Consider the following 21018-nt stretch of genomic DNA (forward strand, 5'->3'; position numbering starts at 1 on the left):
GTCGGTAATTTTATACACCTTGCTATGCATTTTGTGATTCTTAGTGAATTAGATACTACTTAGCAAGGGTGTTAATAGGCAAATTATGACTCCTATTTTGACAATGGTTTCTTGTAGCTGTTATAGGCTACAAATCACTGTGAGGCTAAAAATATGAAAGTATTTAGCTCAATGACATGCGCAATTTTACTCGGGACTGCGCAGCAAGCTCTCGCGAGCAAAATACCCGAATTGACTCTGTCTATGGCAATTGAACAGGCAAAAAACCATGATGCATGGCTGGTGAAAAGTAACCAAACACAGGCTTCACTGACTGCCCAGCAGATTGCTGCGGGCACATGGCAAGACCCTAAAATTGCAGTGGCAATGAATAACCTGCCAAGTAATGATTTCGCGTTTAAGCGTGACAATATGAGCCAATTAAAAGTGTCAATGTCACAAGTTTTGCCCCGAGGCGCATCATTGCAAATTAAGCAAAATATTTTGGCGTTAGAGGCTCAACAGCAGCCAATTTTGCGCGCGGATCGCCGCGCTAAAGTCGCCATGGTGGTCAGCGAATTATGGTTAGACGCTTATACGGCAAAAATGACCATTGAATTGATTAACAAAGATGCCCATTTGTTCGAACAACTCGCTGAGATAAGTGAAGCAAATTATGCCTCAGCGTTAGGTAAAACACGCCAACATGATGTGATCCGTGCACAAGTTGAATTAGCCCAATTACAAGACCGATTGGTTGTTGAACAGCAGCGTTTGGCGACCAAAAAAGCCACATTGTTAAATTGGCTTCCAACAGGAAGTACTGGATTAAGCGCGTGGCAATTCAATGCACATGGCGACTTATTTACCATTGCTAAGGCATTGCCAGATGATGCGTTATTTTCCTCCGCGCATTCATCTATTGCATCTCTTGCGCCATTTGGTGACGAGACTATGGCCTTACTTATGCGCCACCCTAGGTATTTGGCGCAAAGTAAAGAGGTCGAGTCTGCAAAGCAGTCGGTGACACTTTCAGAGCAAAAATATAAGCCTCAATGGGCTGTTAATGCCAGCTATGGTTATCGTGCAGATAGCCCAACAGGACTGGAACGACATGATTTACTGTCAGTGGGAGTGAGCTTTGATTTACCATTATTTACAGAAAATAAGCAAGACAAAGAAGTGCTTAGTGCACAAAGCCGTACTGAAGCTTTAAAAACTGCACAGCTCTTAACTTTAAAGGAGCTGGGGTCAGGGCTTGCAACAGAGCAGCAGGCGTTAACGCAGCTACAAAAGCGACTGGAGTTATACCAAGACACCATACTTGAACAAAGTCATCAGCAAGCAGAGGCTGCCCTGAGTGCATATAACAATGATGATGGTGATTTTAATACCGCTGTACAAGCTAAAATCACGGAGCTGAATGCACGCATCGCAACACTTAATATATACATAGAAAAACTAAAAACGTCAGCACGAATTAAATACTATTTAGCAGGGACTGATACCTCGCTGAATGACATTGCAGGGGGATCGTATGAATAGCAAAATAGCGCTGGTCATTGGTGCAAGTTTAGGCGCTGTATTATCGTATTTTATGGTGTGTTGGGTTGGCTCTAACATGCCTTCAGAAACGCTATTAAATGATGATACCCCAAAGCTATTATATTGGGTTGCGCCAATGGATGATAATTACCGTCGTGATAAACCAGGGCTTTCGCCTATGGGAATGGATTTAGTCCCAGTATATGCGAACAATGATACGCATGCTGATTCCCCTGGCACAATTACAATTAATCCAGCAGTGATTAATAACTTAGGGGTACGGACAGCGACGGTTAACTTGACGACTTGGCAGCAACATATTGAAACGGTTGGATATGTGCAATATGACCAGGAAAGTATGGTACATATTCATCCACGCGTAGAAGGGTGGATTGAAACACTCTATGTTAAATCTGCGGGAGACAGAGTCTCTAAAGGGCAACCACTGTACACATTGTATTCCCCGCAGCTGGTAAATGCCCAAGAAGAATACTTAATTGCATTGAAGCGAAGCAACCGCGCTTTAATGCGTGCAGCAGCAGACCGATTAAGGGCGTTACAGCTATCTGATGAATTCATCGAGACACTTAAAAAGCAACAGACAATACGTCAGTCGATCACCTTTTATGCCTCGCAATCAGGGGTGGTTGATGTTTTAAAAATACGAGAAGGCTTTTATGTAAAGCCAGGCACAACCTTAATGAGTTTGGCAACCCTTGAGCAAGTTTGGGTAGAGGCGGAAGTGTTTGAGCGTGATACCGCACTTATTGAGGTCGGTTTACCTGTGAGTATGACGCTAGATTATTTACCGAATAAAACATGGTTGGGTCAGGTTGATTATATTTATCCAAGCTTAAATGCGACAACTCGCACATTAAGAGTGCGTTTGAAGTTTGATAATCCACAGCAGCAGCTTAAGCCCAATATGTTCGCTCAAGTGAGTATTGCGACGCGACCTCAGCAAGCTCAGTTACAAGTCCCGAAAGAGGCGGTTATTCGTACCGGAAAACAAGATAGGGTTGTGTTGGCGTTGGGTAACGGTCAATTTAAGTCAGTGGCGGTCTCTGTTGGGAGTGTGGGCCATGACTTTATTCAAATTATAGAGGGGCTTGGCGAGGGAGATGACGTTGTTACCTCTGCACATTTTTTAATTGATTCTGAGTCGAGTAAACATTCTGACTTTATGCGCATGAACTACGATGACGTTAATGACATGGCTACTGTACAGGCGGAGGTAATTTCAATAGACGCTGATAAGCGAATACTAACTCTTGATCATGGCGCAATCGATGCGTGGAATTGGCCACAAATGGTCATGGATTTTAAGGTGGATAGGTCAGTTGATGTTACGCAGTTGAAAGAAAATACATTCTATATGTTTGATATTGAAAAAAGTCATGACAATGCTTATCAGGTCATGGATTACTCAGCCCTATCAGGTATGAATCATGTGCAAAGTGCGACAGTAACAGGACGTGTAAACAGCATTAACTCACAAACACGTGTGCTGAATATTAGCCGTGGCCCAATTGAAAAGTGGCAACGAGGCCCTGCAACGATGGAGTTTACGTTAGCGTTAGATTTAGATATCTCGTTACTGGAGCCAGAACAACAGATCATGTTTACTTTTGAAGTACGAGAAGATTTGGTTATTGTCGAATTTAGCGCGCAATCTCTTCCTCAAACACACGACCAACACAATATGGAAGGCATGCAACATGATTGAAGCAGTGATCCATTGGTCAGTTAAAAATCGACTTTTTGTACTTATGTTGTGCATTATTTTGGCCGTTGGCGGTGTTTTTTCAATAAAAAATACGCCTGTAGATGCGTTACCAGATCTGTCAGATGTACAAGTGATTGTGAAAACCAGTTACCCTGGTCAGTCTCCTCAAGTGGTGCAAGATCAAGTCACGTTTCCATTGACGACGGCAATGTTATCGGTGCCGGGCGCGAAGACCGTTCGTGGTTTTTCATTTTTTGGCGACTCTTACGTGTACATTATTTTTGATGATGATACCGATCTATATTGGGCGAGAAGCAGAGTATTAGAGTATTTAAGTCAAGTTGCACCGACGCTCCCCGATAACGCGAAACCTCAGTTAGGACCGGATGCTACGGGAGTGGGTTGGGTGTATATGTATGCATTGGTTGATGAAACAGGGCAACATGATATTAGCCAGCTGCGCAGTTTACAAGATTGGTTTTTAAAATATGAACTGCAGGCGGTATCGGGTGTATCTGAGGTTGCCGCCATCGGTGGCATGGTTAAGCAGTATCAAGTGCAAGTCGACCCCGATAAGTTACGAGCTTATGGCATATCACTGGCACAAGTACAATTGGCTATTGCGCGGGGCAACCAAGAAACAGGCGCTTCAGTGGTCGAAATGGCAGAAGCAGAATACATGGTTACAGCGACTGGATATATAAAGAATGTTGCAGATATCACCGCCATTCCTTTAGGGTTAAATAGCCAAGGTACAGCACTGCGCATTGGTGATGTTGCAGAGGTTAACTTAGGGCCGCAAACTCGTCGGGGCATTGCAGAGCTCAATGGTGAAGGTGAAGTGGTTGGGGGGGTTGTGGTTATGCGCTTTGGCGAAAATGCACAACAGACCATTGCGGGGATAAAAGCGAAACTAGCTCAGTTGGCGCAAGGTTTACCTGATGGAGTTCAGATTGTTACGGTATATGACCGTTCACTATTGATTGAGCAAGCAGTTGATAATCTATGGTCTAAGTTAATCGAAGAGCTCGCAGTTGTGGCGCTAGTATGTGTAGTCTTTCTATTTCATATTCGGTCATCCATTGTCGCGGTGATCAGTTTACCGATGGGCATACTGGTTGCATTTTCAGTGATGTACAGTCAAGGTATTAACGCCAATATTATGTCTTTAGGTGGTATTGCTATTGCCATTGGCGCGATGACGGATGGTGCCATTGTGATGATTGAAAATATGCACAAGCATATGGAAAAAACCCCGTTAACAGATGACAATCGCTGGGAAATAGTGACGAAAGCGGCATCAGAGGTCGGCCCAGCATTATTTTTTAGTTTGCTGATCATCACGGTGAGCTTTTTACCTGTGTTTATTCTAGAAGCACAAGAAGGACGAATGTTTGCGCCACTGGCCTATACTAAAACATACGCGATGGCGGCATCTGCAGGGTTAGCGATCACCTTGACTCCAGTATTGATGGGGTATTTTATTCGTGGCAAAGTAATATCAGAGCGTAAGAATCCCGTAAATAGACTATTGATTGCGGCATACATACCTGTGTTAAAAAAGGTATTAACGTGGCCAAAAACAACGTTGGTGATGGCGCTTGTTGTGACTGTGGTCGGCTTTTATCCGATGAATAAAATAGGGAGTGAGTTTATACCACCATTGGATGAAGGCGATTTAATGTATATGCCCACCACTTACCCCGGTATCTCCATTGGTAAAGCCAGAGAGTTACTGCAACAAACGGATAAGTTGATCCGCACTGTGCCAGAAGTTGAACTGGTATTTGGTAAAGTGGGACGGGCTGAAACGGCAACCGACCCCGCGCCATTGACCATGATTGAAACATTTATCAAGTTGAAACCACGCAGTGAATGGCGCGAAGGCGTTACTACTGAGTCTCTTAAGCAAGAGTTGGATGCTTTAGTGAAGTTTCCAGGTGTGACAAATGCATGGGTGATGCCTATTAAAACCCGTATCGACATGTTGGCGACGGGCATAAAAACCCCCGTTGGCCTCAAAGTCGCTGGGCCCAACTTAAACACTATTCAAGCTATCGGACAAGACATAGAGCGCATTTTGTCTGATGTAGCAGGCACTGCATCAGTGTATTCAGAGCGAGTAGCTGGTGGCCGTTACATCAAAGTCGATATTAATCGCCATAAAGCGGCCCGCTATGGTTTGAATATTGCGGATATTCAGCAAGTCATTACAACAGCAATTGGCGGCATGAATGTTGCGCAAACCATTGAAGGACAAGAGCGTTACCCAATAAATGTGCGCTATCCACAAGATCATCGTGATTCACCTGAGCAATTGGCCCGATTGCCAGTGGTAACGCCTGCTGGTCAGCGCATTGCATTAGGTGATGTTGCCGATATTTATATTGAATCTGGCCCACCTGGTATCAAAAGTGAAAATGCGCGTATCAATGGTTGGACCTTTATTGATATTGAACACAGTGATATTGGCAGCTACGTATCTCATGCGCAGCAAGTATTAGAGCAGCAACTGGAATTGCCTGTTGGGTATTCTGTTACGTGGGCCGGACAATATGAATATATGGAGCGTGCCAAAGCCAAGCTCGCGTATGTATTACCCCTGACTTTAGCTATTATCGTGGTTTTGCTGTACTTAAATTTTCGCAGTTTTCGAGAGGTGTTTATCATCATGGGTACCTTACCGCTGGCCATGATTGGTGGGCTGTGGCTGCTATATCTTGAAGCGTTTAACTTCTCTGTTGCAGTTGGGGTTGGCTTTATTGCGTTAGCGGGAGTCGCCGTGGAGATAGGGGTGATCATGTTGGTGTATCTGAACCAAGCACGTGACACACTGCTCGCTAAAAATGGACAACTTACCACATCGGTATTACGGGATGCCATTTTACAAGGCGCGGGTATGCGTGTACGGCCTGTTATGATGACGGTCGCCACCATCATCATTGGCTTGCTGCCTATTTTGTATGGTAGTGGTACGGGTTCAGAAGTGATGAGCCGAATTGCAGCACCTATGGTTGGTGGCATGTTCAGCGCAGTGATACTCACTTTACTGGTGTTACCTGCGGTGTATTTCTTACTGAATAAGCCGAGGATATGTTGATCTTTTTCGTCGCAATGCTAGAGTTTTGTTGAATATTTTGACAAGTTAGGTTGATACTCTAAGAGTCTCTATAAGCGACTCTTAGAGTAAATCTTAATTGATTAATGATTAAAATAAATCTGAATCGATGAACCCACTGATTGATGATATTCAGGTTGGGTTAAAAAAGCCCAATTAGGCTTTCGTTTATTTACAAAACTTCTAAATTGTAAGTAGTCTGTAGGCGCATCTACATATCCAAATAGACCAAGCCTGACGCTCCAAAATTGAATTCCCTCTGTCGGTGTTGGGAAAGCATCTCCAAACTCTAAGTTTGGAATATTAGCCGAAGTCGGTCCATAAATATACCAGTCAGCATTTTCATCATTTATTGTAAAACTCAGATCCCATCTTGCACGAGAAAAGCGGGTATCAGTTTGGCTAAAATCGTAACTTAAGGACTGTCCTTGGGTTAGATTGATAACATCATTAGATAGAGAGTGAATTGACTCAGGCAGTTCGTTTAACTTTACTTGACCATCGCTGTTAATGTAACTTCTAGAGTGTGTTTGAAGGTGTACGTCTGCTCCATTGATATTTATAGACTCATTGGCATATTGATAAATAAAATTATGCTCGGTGATACTTGGAAATATAAAGATTGGACTCAGGTTATCAATCGACGTATCGTTAGTCGGAGACACTATATGATTGAAGTCATGCTCAATATAGCTACGAGAAATTACTTGGTTCACCGAAGCACTTAATTGAGGTTGTACTAAGGTACCTTCATGAACAAAATCTTCACTTGTTAGCTGAAAGCTAGTTACAGATTCATCAAGTGTTATCAGCGCTGCTGTGCTGTTACTGCCATTAGGAGCAGTAAGTGTGAATAAAATTGACTTTGCTGTTTCTTGGTCTGGGTCAAAGCAGATCTCGGATGAGGTAGTTAAAGGTTTACGGGAACCGTCATATCCTAGAGGAACTTGCCAGTACTCTAACTCATAATTATTATACGTTACTTGTGTAAGCTCAGAAATATCGACCGTAACCCAGGTACAGCTTGTAGGGGGAGCAATGGGACTAGTTTTCTTCGGGTCGTAGAAATAAAAATTACCTAATGATCCACCCTCTTCTATATTGAGTTCAGTATATATTTTTCTATCAGAGTAACTATATCCGATAATCGAGATATGCTTGGCATTATCAGAGACTTCGGCAGAAAAGTGCCCAGTGTTGTCTGATGTTTGCGTTAATATTACTTTACCCTCGCTATCATGCAGCACAACAGTTGCTTGATAAGGTTGTTCATTTCTATCTAATGTATAGAGTGATATTGTTTTGGTACTGGACGCCGTATTTTGTGAAGAGCCGATATTTTGGTTTGATGTATCACTGCTACCTCCACAGGCGGCTAGGGTAATCGTAAGTGAAGTAGATACTAAGAATTGAGTGTATTTGTGCATTACAAGTCCATTGTTAATGTTTGTACCTGAATTATCTCCTTATTTGAAAATGAAAGCAATATTCAAAAAGTACACCGGTTGTATCAACAAGGTACCTTTGATTCCTGAGCAGCAATTAATGCTGTTATTTGAGTCGTTGATTTATGACGTTGTTTAGATCTCAGCTAAGGTCATGGTTAAAGTAGTTATTTATAAAATTGAGTGGTGCTTTGTAAAGTCGGGGTAGATAACAGATAGCGCTGAAAGGTTATACCATCTGTTTTGACATACCCTGAGAGCTTTAAGCCCAGTTTTTGTAAAACTTTGATTGATGCCTTATTACCTGCAATAACGTCGCCAAAAAATTGCGAGACCCCGAGTTCACTTTTACAGTAAGCAGTGCAAGCTAGCGCCGACTCAGTTGCGTAGCCGTTTCCCCAATATTGAGGTAAGAATCGATAACCAATATCAGGGAGCCCGACTTCAGGAATATATTTTAATCCGCAAAACCCAATAACTCTATGTGTTTGGTTATCTAATACAGCCCAGCGTCCATATCCATATAAAGCATATTCACGGAACCAAATGTTTGAAATCACCGCCTGTGCATCGTTTAGGGTCAATATTGGAGAGTTATCAGCGGTATATTGTGTCACGGTTGGATCACTGTTAAGTGACAATACTGAGGCCGCATCTTCTAGAGCGAATTCTCGAATAACTGTACGTAAAGTATTAATTTTCATATTTTTTATCATTTATCTGCTGGGTAATAAATGATAAGTTCTTAACTGTGGTGAAAACAGATACAGATCAATGCAAAATATACAGTACAGTTGATGAGTGAATACAAATATAAATCATTACAAGATACGCTGGAACGTAATATCAAGGCAGGCGTATTTTCACATAAGTTACCCTCAATTAGAGCAATGGCCAAAAGTCAAAATGTTAGTATGTCTACCGTACAAAAAGCGTATGAGGGGCTAGAGCTATTAGGGCTTATTCAGGCGCGCCCGAAACAAGGTTATTTTATATGTGAGTACAGTGAACTGGATTATGGCTCGGGCTATCAGCGTATTGTGGTTGATGAGCTAGACGAGCAACAGGTACTATTAACATTAAATGATGAAAACTTGGTCCCTTTGTCAGCAACTGCGCCAAGCTCTGTACTCAATAACCATGTATTGCTGAGTAAATTACATAATAAGTCCTTCGATAAGTCGATGTATCAATTTAGAGTAAAAGATGACGTGCAAGGGGGCACACAATTAAGGCAAACGATCAGCCAATTCTTATGGCGACAAGATCATGTCATAAGCCCAGAAAACATTCATATTATTTCGGGACGTAGAGAAGGGTTAGTGAGCGCATTGACGGCTTCTGGGGCACTCGGTAATACCGTTGCGGTTGAATCTCCTACTTCATTTTATTTCCAATCAGTCATTACGCGTTTGTGTAAAAACATCATTGAGATCCCAATGCAAACTCGTTTCATTAACGAATTGCAACTGCTTGATCAAGCACATAAAGCATACGGTTTTTCAACGTACTTAGTTAACCCTAGTTTCAATGATCCTACTGGGCGAGTCTTATCTTATAGCGATAAGTGTGCTTTATTAGCATGGGCTGAACAGAACGCAGTGACGATTATTGAGTATGATAGAAGTGAATTGTATTTTGGCACTAATAAACCCTTGTCTTTAGCCCAATTAGCATCGGGTTTTCCAAAATTATCTTTGATCAGTATTCAAGATTTCTTTGATACCGTGTCTACGCGGATCTGTTTAGGTTTTGCGATTTGTATCAATACAGGGCAGGTGTTTGCTCAAGCGAAGCATACCCTTACAGAAGAGCCAAATTTACACACGCAAAATGTCGTCAATGAGCTTATTTGTTCGGGAAACTATGAGAAATTACTATGCCAGTTACGCAATAAATTGAAAGAGAACTATCACTGCACCCTGAAAATTTTTGAAGCTAATTTACCAAATTATATAACGTTTTTACCTGTTCAAGGCGGGCCGTGTTGCTGGTTTTTTACTGCTGAAAAGTCGAGTTCAGATATTTGGCGGGCGTTGATCAAGGAGGGGATTGCGATTGCACCGGGGGCTATGTTTGGCTCAAATGATAAGTTTGAGCACTATTGTAGGATCAGTTTTGCGTTACCCTGGAATACAGATTTAGCTATTGCTTTGAAGAAGTTTTGTCAGGCTTATTAGTAACCGTACTTTTATTTAATTAGTTGTCATGTGAGATAGATGGAGTTATGTTATTAAGTTTTTGTTTTTGTGTTTTTTATTGGCTTTTTCGGGGTTGAAGATAAAGTTTCTGTTGGACCCTATTTAGGTATTTTTGTTCCTATATTAGAATGCCCCGCATTTTAATTATATTCGGGACATGGACAATAAAAGTACCTGTGTTTTTTCTCTGTTTTTTGGGCTTATTAACAGGGTGTAATAATGGAAATAATAGCCAAGAAGTACTGGTTGAAGTAGCTGAGGTGATCGAATCGACAGCATCTGAATCGGTTCAACTACCTACACCCACTCCATTACCTGTACCACCGCCGGTAACACCACCTACTTCAGAGGTGTCAATGTCAAAAATTGTTAGCGCACAAGGTAGTCCAGATGCCCAGTTACTCAGTTTTGACGACTTTGATAACGCACAGCTAGCCTGTGTTGATATAGAGTCTGTTATTGCAGCGACTATCTATTTAGAAAATACAACGAATTCTCTTGAGGAAAGTGAATTACGCGTTAGAGTGTGCTCAGTGGTTAGTTTGTATAATGTGGTCAACAAAGCTGATTTAACTCCAGAGCTATTGATTGAGTCAGGTGTTGAAGGTTTTGTAGACGATACGGGTAAACCTGACCTTTGGGCATTTGATGAAGTGATGTTAGATGCACCTGAAAAAAACTTTTTGGTGCCAGGTCTACAAAAGTTAGTGAATGCGTTTCATTACAACCGTGATAACGTGTGGCCAAAGCAAATAAATATTTCATTTGATGATGGTGGTGCCTTAGACTCACTATACGAGCACTTATGGCGGTTTGAAAAGTACAATGCAACTATTACCTATTTTGTCAGTCACTTAGCTTTGATTGATGAACAACGTGTATTGGAAATTGAAGCTCAAGGGCATGAGATTGGTCATCATGGTGCACTGCATAGGCATGCTGCAATTTACTCAAAAGAACATGGTGTCGAAAAGTGGTTAGAAGAAGATATACTTGGCCAGTTAGAGTATATGAAAGCGCTTGGTTTAAATGTAACTACATTTGCTTATCCGTTTGGTGCGCGCACCAAACAAACCGATGAGGCGTTGTTAAAGCACTTTACACATGTTCGTCGCTTCGCTGCTTGGTCTGGTTTAGAATACCGAAATCAACGCAGTGATTTAGCCATCATGACTGGATTTTCTATTGACTCGCATAGGATTAATCTAGAACAAATCTTTAAAGCAATGGACACGCTACGCGGTGGTGAAACACTCTATTTAGGGACTCATGCGATTGGTAATTATTTAAGCCCTTGGCATATCACCACAGAAAATCTAGAAGCGGTGATTGCATATGCTGCAAGTAAAGACATTCAATTTTGTAAAATGGCTGAATGCCAGAACTTTAAAATAGCCAGCGAATAAAGTTAAGGTGGGTTAATTTGACTGAAATTATGTAGTCAATTTAACTCACCTGCACTTAGCTATTATATCTCTTTGTAGCCTAACATCCGCCTTAATGTGTTATCTTGATCTACCACATGGTGCTTGATTGCGCCGATTATGTGTAAAACTAAAGCGCCAGTTAAAATATAGGCTATCCATGAATGTGACAGTTTCGCACTGTAGTAAATCGTTTCATTGAATGCAATTACTTCACCGTTTAACTCATTTCTAGTTACCAATTCAAAACCAAATATATTAATACCATATCCACCAAACCCAGAATACAGCATGCCAGAGATTGGTAGTGCAAGCGTACCCAATAATAACAACCAGTGCACGATGACAGAAAGTTGGTGTTCATGTTTTGGATAGTCACTGGCAGGTACTGGAAAGCCTTTTTTCAAGCGCCAAATCACTCTGGGTAAAATGATAAATAGGGCCAAAACTCCAAGTGCTTTATGAATTGGGTATAAAGGGCCCACATCCCAGTATACCATGTAGTATCCGATGACAATGACCCCAATCATGGTTAAGCCAACGAGCCAGTGCAGTGATATGGTTAAAGGAGATAAGGTTGAGTTTTCTTTATTCATTATAGTTTCTCGAGTAAGTATCTGATTAAAGCATTGCTCAAGCTTAAATGAAGAAAACCACCAAGTTACATGGCTTAGGGACGAATGGAGGAGTAATGTGATAAGTATTTCTCTTTCCTCCATTCATCCCATTTAGTCTGTTATCGACTGCTGATAAGCCTGCGAATAGTCGCTCGTTGACTTTTGCTAATAGGAACAACTTGACTGTTCTTTAGATAGGCCGTTGCATGGCCAGCAGGGTGGTTTTTGAGTTGTTCAATATACTCAAGATTAACTAGGTAAGAGCGATGGCATTGAACAAAGTCATCTTTTGGCAGTAAGTTATGCAGTTGCTTTAATGTTGCACGAGTCAAATAAATACGCTCTTGTGTGATAACCTCCATATAATTGCCAGCGGCTTGAATAAAAAGTATATCTTGATGCGCAAGTGTGTGCGTTAAGCCGTCGGCTTCAATTCTTAGTGTATTGGTTTGCGATCTTGTTTGATTATTCTTTAGTGCCTTTATTGGCGTGTTAGGCTTGTTGAATAAAGCCTGTTTTAGATGCCATAGCAAGATCACTATGAGGAGTGCTGCGGCATGCTTAGGCCAAATAAAGAAAAGACTGTGACTAATACTGATGTCTGACTGTGAGACCTCAAGAGCCACAGAGAATGTGAGGCTCAGTGACAGGGTTGATAGACTTAAGACACAATAAAAAAGGCTATGTGACAGTGGAAACTTGCGTCTTGATTGCAACATATGCAAGACAAATGGGGTGAGTATGAGCCAAATGCCCCATTTCTGAAGCGGAAATGTGATTGAGTCAATAAGGTTAATCGACTTGTGTTCTATAAATACGCTGTTGATCAAGCAATTCGCAAAAATTAAGCAGATAAACATCACCCACCCGATACTCGAAATACAATGGTCATGCTTTAAAAGCGGTGCCACGTTTTTTTTACTTCCCATAATTTTGATGACTCCTTTTGATAATGAAAAACGACACGATTAATTATCAATTTAACGGTTTTTAATTCAACTTTATTAGTTGAGAATTAGTATCTTAATTGTTGTGTTTTTGATAAATAAAAGCTTTAAAAATAGAGAGGTAGTTAATATATGTGTGCAGTTTGACTGCACTTTAAGCAAACAGTTCCCAAGAATGAATTATTTCATTAATACAATTGCAAATGTGAATAAATCTCATTACTCTTCTCGTGATTTTGCACCTTCTGTGCAGTAAATTTCTAGTTTGGAGTGTATACATGCGTTACTCAGTTTTATGTTTAGCAATCGGTTCAGCACTAACCACATCAAGTGTGTTAGCTAAGTCGTCTGAAATTGAAGTGATTGAAGTGAAGGGGACTTACTTTAATGACTACAAAGTTGATACGGCTAAAGGAGCAATGCGAACGGATGCTTCTTTACTAGAGACTGCACAATCAGTATTTGTTATATCAGACACCGTGATTGATGAACAATTAGCGACGACGCTGGGTGAAGTCTTAAATAACGATGCAAGCTTAACGGCTGGCTCTAAACAACGTAACCGAGAAACATTCAATTTGCGTGGTTTTGGCTTGAGTTCATCAAACGGGTATTTGCGAGATGGACACCAGCACTGGTCACATTATCAGCAGCCTATTGAAACATTAGAGCAAGTTGAGATCATTAAAGGCCCATCGAGTATTTTGTATGGTCAGTCTGGTCCCGGTGGTTTAGTAAATATGGTGACAAAAAAGCCAACAGCTAAAACTATCATGAATTTTGGGATGGATGTTGACCATTTAGGCTCTACCAGAGCGACTGCTGATTTTGGTGGTGCTATTACCTCTGAAGAAGACTTACGTTACCGTGCAGTACTCGTTAAGCAAGATGTCACCTTTGACCGCGAGTATGTCGATGGCAATGAGCGCACGCGCGACCGCTTTTTAGGTTCACTGGTGCTTGACTATGATATTAACGATAGCAGCTTTGTTCGCGTACATTACGATAGAACCAATGACAAAGCAGGCCTTGATACGGGTGCTTGGTTAGACAGCAAAGGTCAAGTAATTGGCAGTGATAAAACAATCAGAGATTTTTCTTGGGCATTTACTGACATAACCGTTGAAAATAAGGGTATTGACTTTACGCATGCACTCACAGAGAACTTCCAAGTAACGGTTGGATATAATGAGCAAGACTTCTCTCGTCAACGATTTGAGTCTGCACCAAGAAAGCCAACAGATTATCAAGTCGGAGACAGTTACGGCTCGCGTCCTTACGACCGGTTTGACGATTGGCAGTTTACGACGGCATTTGTTGATGTAACGGGTGAGTTTGAACTAGGTGGTTTTGATCATCAAGTGCTTATTGGTGCTAACTCATTAGATTATTATTTCCATATGAAGAGAGACAGTAGTGACAAGTCAGTACCATACATAGAAGGGAATGCACAACCTGCGATACCCCTTTTACCTAAGCCAAGAGAGTTTACTAGTGAATTTGATTATTATGGGGTCTATATTCAAGACTTAGTTACTATCAATGAGCAATGGCAGGTGTCTTTAGGCGGTCGCTATGACAAGCAAAATAAAGAAGGCGCAGACAATGAGTCGTTTTTACCAAAAGGGGGGGTGTTATATCACCCAAGTGAGAATGGCACTGTTTATTTTAGCTACTCAGAGGGCTTTGAACCGCAGCGTAGTAGCAAACTTGACAACCCTGAAGATAAAAACCATGACATGAAGCTTGATGCGGTTACATCGCAACAGCATGAAATTGGGACTAAATGGCAGCTAGTTGATGATAGGTTGTTAATTACAGCAGCTGTGTTTGACATTAGCAAAACGGGTACGTTGATTACGACGGACGCAGAGGCGGGGAGTGGTTATACAACAGTCACGACTCAAGCGGGTAAGCAGCGCCATACAGGTTTTGAGTTTTCGGCACAAGGGGCGGTAAACGATCGTTTATTTGTGATGGGATCTGTCATGAACTTGGACGCAGAATATGTCCGAGATGAATATTATGAAGGTAAGTCGCCAGTTGATGCACCTCAATGGTCTGCATCTTTATGGTCTCGTTATGAATTCAGTGATGCTTTTGCCGTCAATGCTGGGGCATTTTATCAAGGTGAACGTTTTGCTGACTATGACAACACCATTACCAAAGATGCATATACGCGCGTTGATGTGGGGGCAACCTATAAGCTTGGGCTGTCGCATGCTGATGTCAACGTGCGATTTAATATCGAAAATTTATTTGATAAGAACTATTTAGCTGGTGGCGGTGTGAATAATGTCACAATAGGTGAAGGCACTACCTTTAGATTGGCGCTACAAGCTGCATTCTAATCGTTATCCATAAAAATACGTGGCGTCGCTCACAGCGACGTCACTACTATTGCTTGCTGTAACGCGTTTTTTTTGTCACTGTAGCCACCTTCGTTTTGTTACAAGGAATTCGGTTATAGCTATCACTCATCACTCCTCGTTGTTTGCCGGTGTAAACCTTATTAATGTTCAGCATAGTACGCTTAATTTTAGTAAACATCTTCATTTGACATATCATATTGGGCTAATAACACAGGGAACTCAGTCGTTTAACGCAAAAGGTAAAAACGTGATAAATGGCCCTGGGCAGCTACAACTTATGGACCCTGGTATAACGCATGATGGAAGCAGCAACGAACTGAAGGTTTCTAGTAAAATATTCTCTATTTCTGTCAGTGCGATACATGAATTTCTGGATCAAAAAAATACGTCATTGCTTACTTTTTCTGATAACTGCATTGAAGATCAGTCACTTTATTCGATATTTAGTCAGTTACACACACATATGGCTGCTGGGTATGCAAATACGCTGTGGCTTGAAAGTGTCTTTTTATCAAATTTAACATTACTTGCGACACGATATGGTCATTTTACTGAACCGAAAGTTTATTGCTTAGGGCGTTCTAATCTTGCAAAGCTAAATGCCTTTATGCACGAACATATTGCTGAAAAATTGACTGTGTCACGGCTTGCAAATGAATGTAACTTAACTGATATACAATTACTTAGGCAGTTTAAGGCGTTAACTGGCATAACCCCTTTCGCTTGGTTACTGAGAATACGCCTCGAAACCGCACTGCAGTTATTACAAAGTGGTATACGCAGTACAGATGTTGCTATGCGCGTTGGTTTTTACGACCAAGCGCATTTTATTAATGCTTTTAAACGAGCGTATGGCATAAAACCGAGTCAGTTGTATTAATTTTAGTTGTTAATTTTTTACAATGAATTGACTGTGTCATTTTCTATACTTTTGTGCGTAGACTACCTTATGGAAAAATCTGGGGAAGGCAGTCATAAAAGAAGAGGATGAATGTGATGCAAAAAATTAATTTGGCTCAAAAATTTTTATTGTTCGATGAGCAGTGGCAACCCAAAGTGGTTGCGCAAATGAATGACTATCAGTTTAAAGTCGTGAAAGTACAAGGTGAATTTGTTTGGCACCAACACGATCATACTGACGAGACTTTTATCGTTGTAGCTGGACAACTCAACATCGCTTTTGAGGATGAAGTGATCACGCTCAATAGCGGTGAAATGATAGTTGTGCCTAAAGGCGTTCAGCATAAGCCCTTTGCAGATCAAGAATGTCAAATATTGATCATTGAACCACAAGGCGTAAAAAATACTGGAGATGCAGAAGGTGCATTAACCGCCAAAAATGATGTGTGGATTTAGGCGTATTCTGAACGGCCATAGTGGGCTGAATACGCCTTTGGTTAGTTAAAGGGGACTTTTTGACAAATAGTAAATAAGAGGTTTGCGCATTATCGAATGCTTGTTTGCTGATAGGTCACCTCATCGAGTTTATGATTATAATTAATTCTTTACATGGTTATGAATCGCTGTCAATGAGGTTGTACCTTAAATGTACATATTTAAAGGTGGCGACGGCGGCACTTTATATGCTAAAACTAGTTTCCACTTTTTGGAAACGTATTTGGGATTTGTGCTCTAGATTTGCGTTGTAATAGGAGAAAGTTGTCAGTGAATTACCCCAAACCACTTAAAGCCGGCAGTCGTATTGCTATTTGTGCCTTTTCATCTTCGGTACCGCAAGCTTGCTATGCAAGGCTCGATAAGGCTGTGGCGTTTTTGCAAGGGCAAGGTTTTGAAGTGGTTGAAGGGCAGAGCGTTCGCCATACTGGGGAGTGGGATGCGCAAGCACGGGCAAATGAGCTAAATACGTTCTTATTGGATGAGAGTATATCTGCGGTACTGCCTCCTTGGGGAGGAGATTTAGCAATGGCTATTTTACCCTTATTAGATTGGCAAGCGCTTCAAGCAACATCACCAAAATGGGTGCTTGGTTTCTCAGATGTAAGTACGATTATGACGGCACTGACAATACGGTTAAATTGGGTCACCGTTCACGCAACAAATTTAATGCAATTGACGTCATTACAGACTGATCCGCTCACCCGCGCGACTTTAGATGTACTCTCATTGCAAGTCGGTGATAAATGGGTACAATCAGCGTCTAGTCACTTTGAAACAACCAATGCTTGTCCAATTTCAGATCCAAACATGGTGTTTAATCTCACAGAAATAACTCAGTGGCGTCTACTGCCAAGTCAGCAGGGTATTGCAAGTGACAAAGCCGCATTTGCGGGGCGCTTAGTTGGCGGGTGTTTAGACACTCATCAACATATTTTAAATACCGAGTTTGCAGACATCGAGCAGTTTTCACAGCAATATCATGAACAGCCGCTGATTTTGTACTTTGAAAATGGGGAGCTAAGTGACCATGGTTATATCCGCGCATTACTTGGTTTAAAATACAAAGGCGTGTTCAAGCATGTGTCTGGTGTTTTATTTGGCCGTAACGCAGTGAATAAATACAAGGTAAACGCCAATGAAGAAATTTTGCTAGAGGCGTTAGGCTCATTGAATATCCCCATTGTTTTTGACGTTGATATAGGTCATACCCCACCTAACATGACACTACTTAACGGGGTGTACAGTGAGGTTGATATTTCACCTGTAGGTGCAACAGTAGTGCAATATTTGCAGTGATCTACATGAAGGAATATAGCTAATTTGTTATTTTTTAGTGTTTACAAGATCTATAATTTAACATGGGTGTGGGTGAGGTTTCTATGAGTTTTTTGAATAGAATAATTTTTATCTTATTGTTTGTTAAATTTATTATTTTTATTTATTAGGGATAAATAATGAGTTTTAGTTTTTCTACTCAGTAATTTATGTGAATTATTACACTGTTTTACATGTTCATTTGCTTTTCAATTGATTAATTATTTGCAATGCTTTAGTCTTGGTTTTGTGCTTTCATAACAGGCATAACCGCTCCTTGATAATAATAAGAAGTCTGTTGTAGGACTAGGGTAAATAAAGCCATGGAATTTGATACGTCACTTTCTCACTCTGCACAATGTATGAAAAAAGCAATTCCACTGATGGTGAAGTACAAGGTACCTGTTACACCAGTGAATTATGCGATTTGGTATTGTTATGTATTAGGTTCTAATGAGCAGCTTAATACCGAGTTAGAGCGTGTTTTAGATAACTATGAGACATGTCCTCCAGCGCATGCTAAGCAATTATTTGATGAGTTTTTATCAGATAAGGATTTAGCGTTATTTCATCAAATGTCAGAGTCATTTCAAGAAACAATCTCTGGTGTACAAGTAGAAATTGATAAAACACTGGAATCTTCTCAAGACTTTTCGGCTGTATTATCTCAGTGTCATTCTGGTTTGTATGATTTAAAAAGAAACAGCTTAGATTCTTTTGACGATGTATTGGGCTATGTCGATCGATTAACTGAAGAGTCGGTGGTGATGCAGCAAACCGCGTATCAATTTCAAAAGAAGTTGGAAAATGCTTATGCAGAGATCAGTGATCTAAAATCTGCGCTGGTCAGCACACAAGAAGCTGCAAGCCAAGATCCATTAACTGGGCTGCTGAATCGCGGCAAGTTTGATGAAGATATCGTTATGTTTTGTAAGACGGCACCAACAGGTACTCACCGGGCTTTGATCTTTGTTGATATAGACCATTTTAAGCAGTTTAATGATGATTTTGGTCACCAAAAGGGTGACGATGTTTTAAAAGTTGTTTCAGCGAAAATTATCAAACATACCGAAGGTATTGGAAAAGCATATCGATATGGCGGTGAAGAGTTTTGTATATTTGCAGAATTAGACAGCTTAAGTGAAGTGGTTAATTTTGCAGAAGGCATTCGTAAAGATATTGCAAAGCTGTCTGTTAAAGGCAAAAAAACAGGCAAAGCGGTTCGTTCAATTACAGCGAGCTTTGGTATTGCCTTGCATATTGAGCAGTGTTTAGTAACTCATTTGATTGAGCGTGCCGATAAAGCACTTTATTTAGCGAAAGAGCATGGTCGTAACCGAATAGAAATTGCTGCGTAGCACTAATTTTTACTGCTTAAAGGTGTGTTTTTATAAAATGCAAGGTCATTTAAGGCTTTGACTTGATTATAAAAAACTATAAAATTGTGTCTATTAATCATATTTAGAACCACAGTAATGAAAAGAATTATCGTCTGTATGGATGGTACATGGAACAAGCCCACCCAGTATGATCGAGGCAAGCGTAAACCCACTAATGTTGTCAAAGTCGCCCGCGCAATTGAACCTGTTTGCAGTGATGGAGTTCATCAAATAGTGTATTACAGTGAGGGTGTTGGGACGCAGTGGGGTTTAGATCGTATTTTAGGGGGCGGTTTTGGTATTGGGCTATCGCAGAATATTCTTAAAGCCTATCGGTTTATTGTTCATAATTACCAGCCTGGGGATGAAATTTTCCTGTTTGGTTTTAGCCGTGGTGCTTACACGGTGCGCAGTTTAGCTGGGCTTATTAACAAAGTCGGTCTGTTGCCTAAAGACCACGCATTTTATATGCCTGAAGCCTATCGCTTATATCGTAAAGAACCTTCAAACGCACAATTAAACGCTTTTCAGCAGCAGCACAGCAGTAAAAAAGTAAAAATTAAGTTTGTTGGTGTATGGGACACGGTTGGCGCTTTAGGGATCCCGCTTGGATTTAGGCGTTTTAATCGTCGCTACCAATTCCATGATGTGAGTTTAACTAATAATATTGAACACGCATTTCAAGCGCTTGCCATTGATGAGCGCCGGGGCATTTTTAAGCCTGCTATTTGGCAATTGCCAAAAGGATCAACACAAACTCTACAACAACAGTGGTTCGTGGGCAGTCATAGTAACGTAGGTGGGGGCTACAGCAAAGATGGTTTAGCCAATATCAGCCTACATTGGATCAAAGACATGGCCGAGCAATATGGGTTGCAGTTTAATGACACGTTTTTACGTTATTATAAACCGTATCACCTAGACGAATATCGTAACTCAATGACATGGCTGTATAAGTTAACAGAAACAATGCGAGAAGTAAGCTATAAACCTTATACGAATGAATCACTACACAAGAGTGTACTTAATCGTATGAGTGACCTACCAACATACCGTCCTGAAAATGTTATGCCAATGGTAGAATCTAAGGATGAGAAGGTCATTGGGTAATACGATGAACTATATTATTAAAGAGGGCACTGTTAACGAGTTGATGTGTATTGAGAATAACATCCCTGAATTTTCTTCTCCAAAATCATATGCAGAGATCAATGAAAAAATATATGCCCGCTCATATATATTGCTGGTGGCTTATGTTAATGAGCAACCGGTTGGTTATAAGCTTGGTTATGCAAAAAGTGGCTCGCTATTCTACAGTTGGCTTGGTGCCGTGTTGCCAGAGTTTAGAGGTCAAGGCATTGCTAAAGGGCTGCTTTTACGACAAGAAGACAAGGTAAGAGCGCGTGCTTATCAAGCCATTGAGGTTAAATCAATGAACCGTTTTAAGCGTATGTTACAGATGTTGATCGCGCATGATTACCAGATTGTAAAGTGCAAACAACTGGATGATGGCAGTGATAGTAAAATTACCTTTAGGAAAAACCTTTAGCTCA

The 21018-nt window shown here is 40.9% G+C and carries 16 protein-coding genes; 12 read left to right on the forward strand and 4 right to left on the reverse strand.

Annotated features, from left to right (window positions below):
* The first annotated feature begins 153 nt into the window (after positions 1-153).
* From BGP78_RS20880 to BGP78_RS20890, 3 genes are read left to right on the forward strand one after another with little or no spacing between them, the layout of a single operon-like run.
* Positions 154-1524 carry a TolC family protein gene (locus BGP78_RS20880; RefSeq protein WP_119863200.1) on the forward strand — a complete coding sequence of 457 codons (1371 nt, stop codon included), beginning with the start codon at positions 154-156 and terminating at the stop codon, positions 1522-1524.
* A complete protein-coding gene (locus BGP78_RS20885) occupies positions 1517-3250 on the forward strand; it encodes an efflux RND transporter periplasmic adaptor subunit (RefSeq protein WP_119863201.1) in 1734 nt (577 codons plus the stop codon). The genes BGP78_RS20880 and BGP78_RS20885 overlap by 8 nt, the downstream gene beginning before the upstream one ends.
* Positions 3243-6350 carry an efflux RND transporter permease subunit gene (locus tag BGP78_RS20890; RefSeq protein WP_119863202.1) on the forward strand — a complete coding sequence of 1036 codons (3108 nt, stop codon included), beginning with the start codon at positions 3243-3245 and terminating at the stop codon, positions 6348-6350. Before BGP78_RS20885 ends, BGP78_RS20890 begins: the two co-directional genes overlap by 8 nt.
* A gap of 101 nt (positions 6351-6451) precedes the next feature.
* Here the strand turns inward: BGP78_RS20890 and BGP78_RS20895 are convergent, their stop codons facing one another.
* Together BGP78_RS20895 and BGP78_RS20900 are read right to left on the reverse strand one after the other, a co-directional pair.
* Complete coding sequence (locus tag BGP78_RS20895) at positions 6452-7795, reverse strand: hypothetical protein (RefSeq protein WP_119863203.1); 1344 nt, start codon at positions 7793-7795, stop codon at positions 6452-6454.
* 185 nt (positions 7796-7980) lie between these two features.
* Positions 7981-8517, reverse strand: a complete 537-nt coding sequence (locus tag BGP78_RS20900) for a GNAT family N-acetyltransferase (RefSeq protein WP_182912351.1) — start codon at positions 8515-8517, stop codon at positions 7981-7983.
* Positions 8518-8610: 93 nt separating this feature from the next.
* Between BGP78_RS20900 and BGP78_RS20905 the strand changes: the two genes are divergently transcribed.
* Both BGP78_RS20905 and BGP78_RS20910 read left to right on the forward strand, forming a co-directional pair.
* The gene (locus BGP78_RS20905; RefSeq protein ID WP_119863205.1) at positions 8611-9993 is read left to right on the forward strand and encodes a PLP-dependent aminotransferase family protein; all 1383 of its coding nucleotides are present in this window, start codon (positions 8611-8613) and stop codon (positions 9991-9993) included.
* 197 nt (positions 9994-10190) lie between these two features.
* Positions 10191-11420, forward strand: a complete 1230-nt coding sequence (locus tag BGP78_RS20910; RefSeq protein ID WP_182912352.1) for a polysaccharide deacetylase family protein — start codon at positions 10191-10193, stop codon at positions 11418-11420.
* Between the two features lie 62 nt (positions 11421-11482).
* On the opposite strand, the gene BGP78_RS20915 is transcribed toward BGP78_RS20910, so the two are convergent.
* Both BGP78_RS20915 and BGP78_RS20920 read right to left on the reverse strand, forming a co-directional pair.
* Complete coding sequence (locus BGP78_RS20915) at positions 11483-12034, reverse strand: cytochrome b (protein ID WP_119863207.1); 552 nt, start codon at positions 12032-12034, stop codon at positions 11483-11485.
* 140 nt (positions 12035-12174) lie between these two features.
* Entirely contained in the window at positions 12175-12984 is an 810-nt protein-coding gene (locus tag BGP78_RS20920; protein ID WP_119863208.1) for a LytTR family DNA-binding domain-containing protein, read from the reverse strand.
* 296 nt (positions 12985-13280) lie between these two features.
* Here BGP78_RS20920 and BGP78_RS20925 point away from each other — a divergent pair, with 296 nt between their 5' ends.
* From BGP78_RS20925 to BGP78_RS20955, 7 genes are all read left to right on the forward strand, one after another.
* Positions 13281-15353, forward strand: coding sequence for a TonB-dependent siderophore receptor (locus tag BGP78_RS20925; protein ID WP_119863209.1), 2073 nt, complete (start codon positions 13281-13283; stop codon positions 15351-15353).
* 19 nt (positions 15354-15372) lie between these two features.
* On the forward strand, positions 15373-16254 hold the full coding sequence (locus BGP78_RS20930; protein ID WP_119863210.1) for an AraC family transcriptional regulator: 882 nt from the start codon (positions 15373-15375) through the stop codon (positions 16252-16254).
* Between the two features lie 116 nt (positions 16255-16370).
* Positions 16371-16730 (forward strand): cupin domain-containing protein, encoded by a 360-nt coding sequence (locus BGP78_RS20935; RefSeq protein WP_119863351.1) that lies wholly within the window; start codon positions 16371-16373, stop codon positions 16728-16730.
* Positions 16731-17039: 309 nt separating this feature from the next.
* Positions 17040-18068, forward strand: a complete 1029-nt coding sequence (locus BGP78_RS20940; protein WP_182912354.1) for a S66 peptidase family protein — start codon at positions 17040-17042, stop codon at positions 18066-18068.
* A 341-nt stretch (positions 18069-18409) separates the two neighbouring features.
* Entirely contained in the window at positions 18410-19444 is a 1035-nt protein-coding gene (locus BGP78_RS20945; protein ID WP_119863212.1) for a GGDEF domain-containing protein, read from the forward strand.
* A gap of 117 nt (positions 19445-19561) precedes the next feature.
* Positions 19562-20575 (forward strand): DUF2235 domain-containing protein, encoded by a 1014-nt coding sequence (locus BGP78_RS20950; protein WP_119863213.1) that lies wholly within the window; start codon positions 19562-19564, stop codon positions 20573-20575.
* Positions 20576-20579: 4 nt separating this feature from the next.
* On the forward strand, positions 20580-21014 hold the full coding sequence (locus BGP78_RS20955; RefSeq protein ID WP_119863214.1) for a GNAT family N-acetyltransferase: 435 nt from the start codon (positions 20580-20582) through the stop codon (positions 21012-21014).
* The last annotated feature ends 4 nt before the right edge of the window (positions 21015-21018 follow it).

This window comes from Pseudoalteromonas sp. MSK9-3 (assembly GCF_003590335.1).
GTDB lineage: Bacteria > Pseudomonadota > Gammaproteobacteria > Enterobacterales > Alteromonadaceae > Pseudoalteromonas.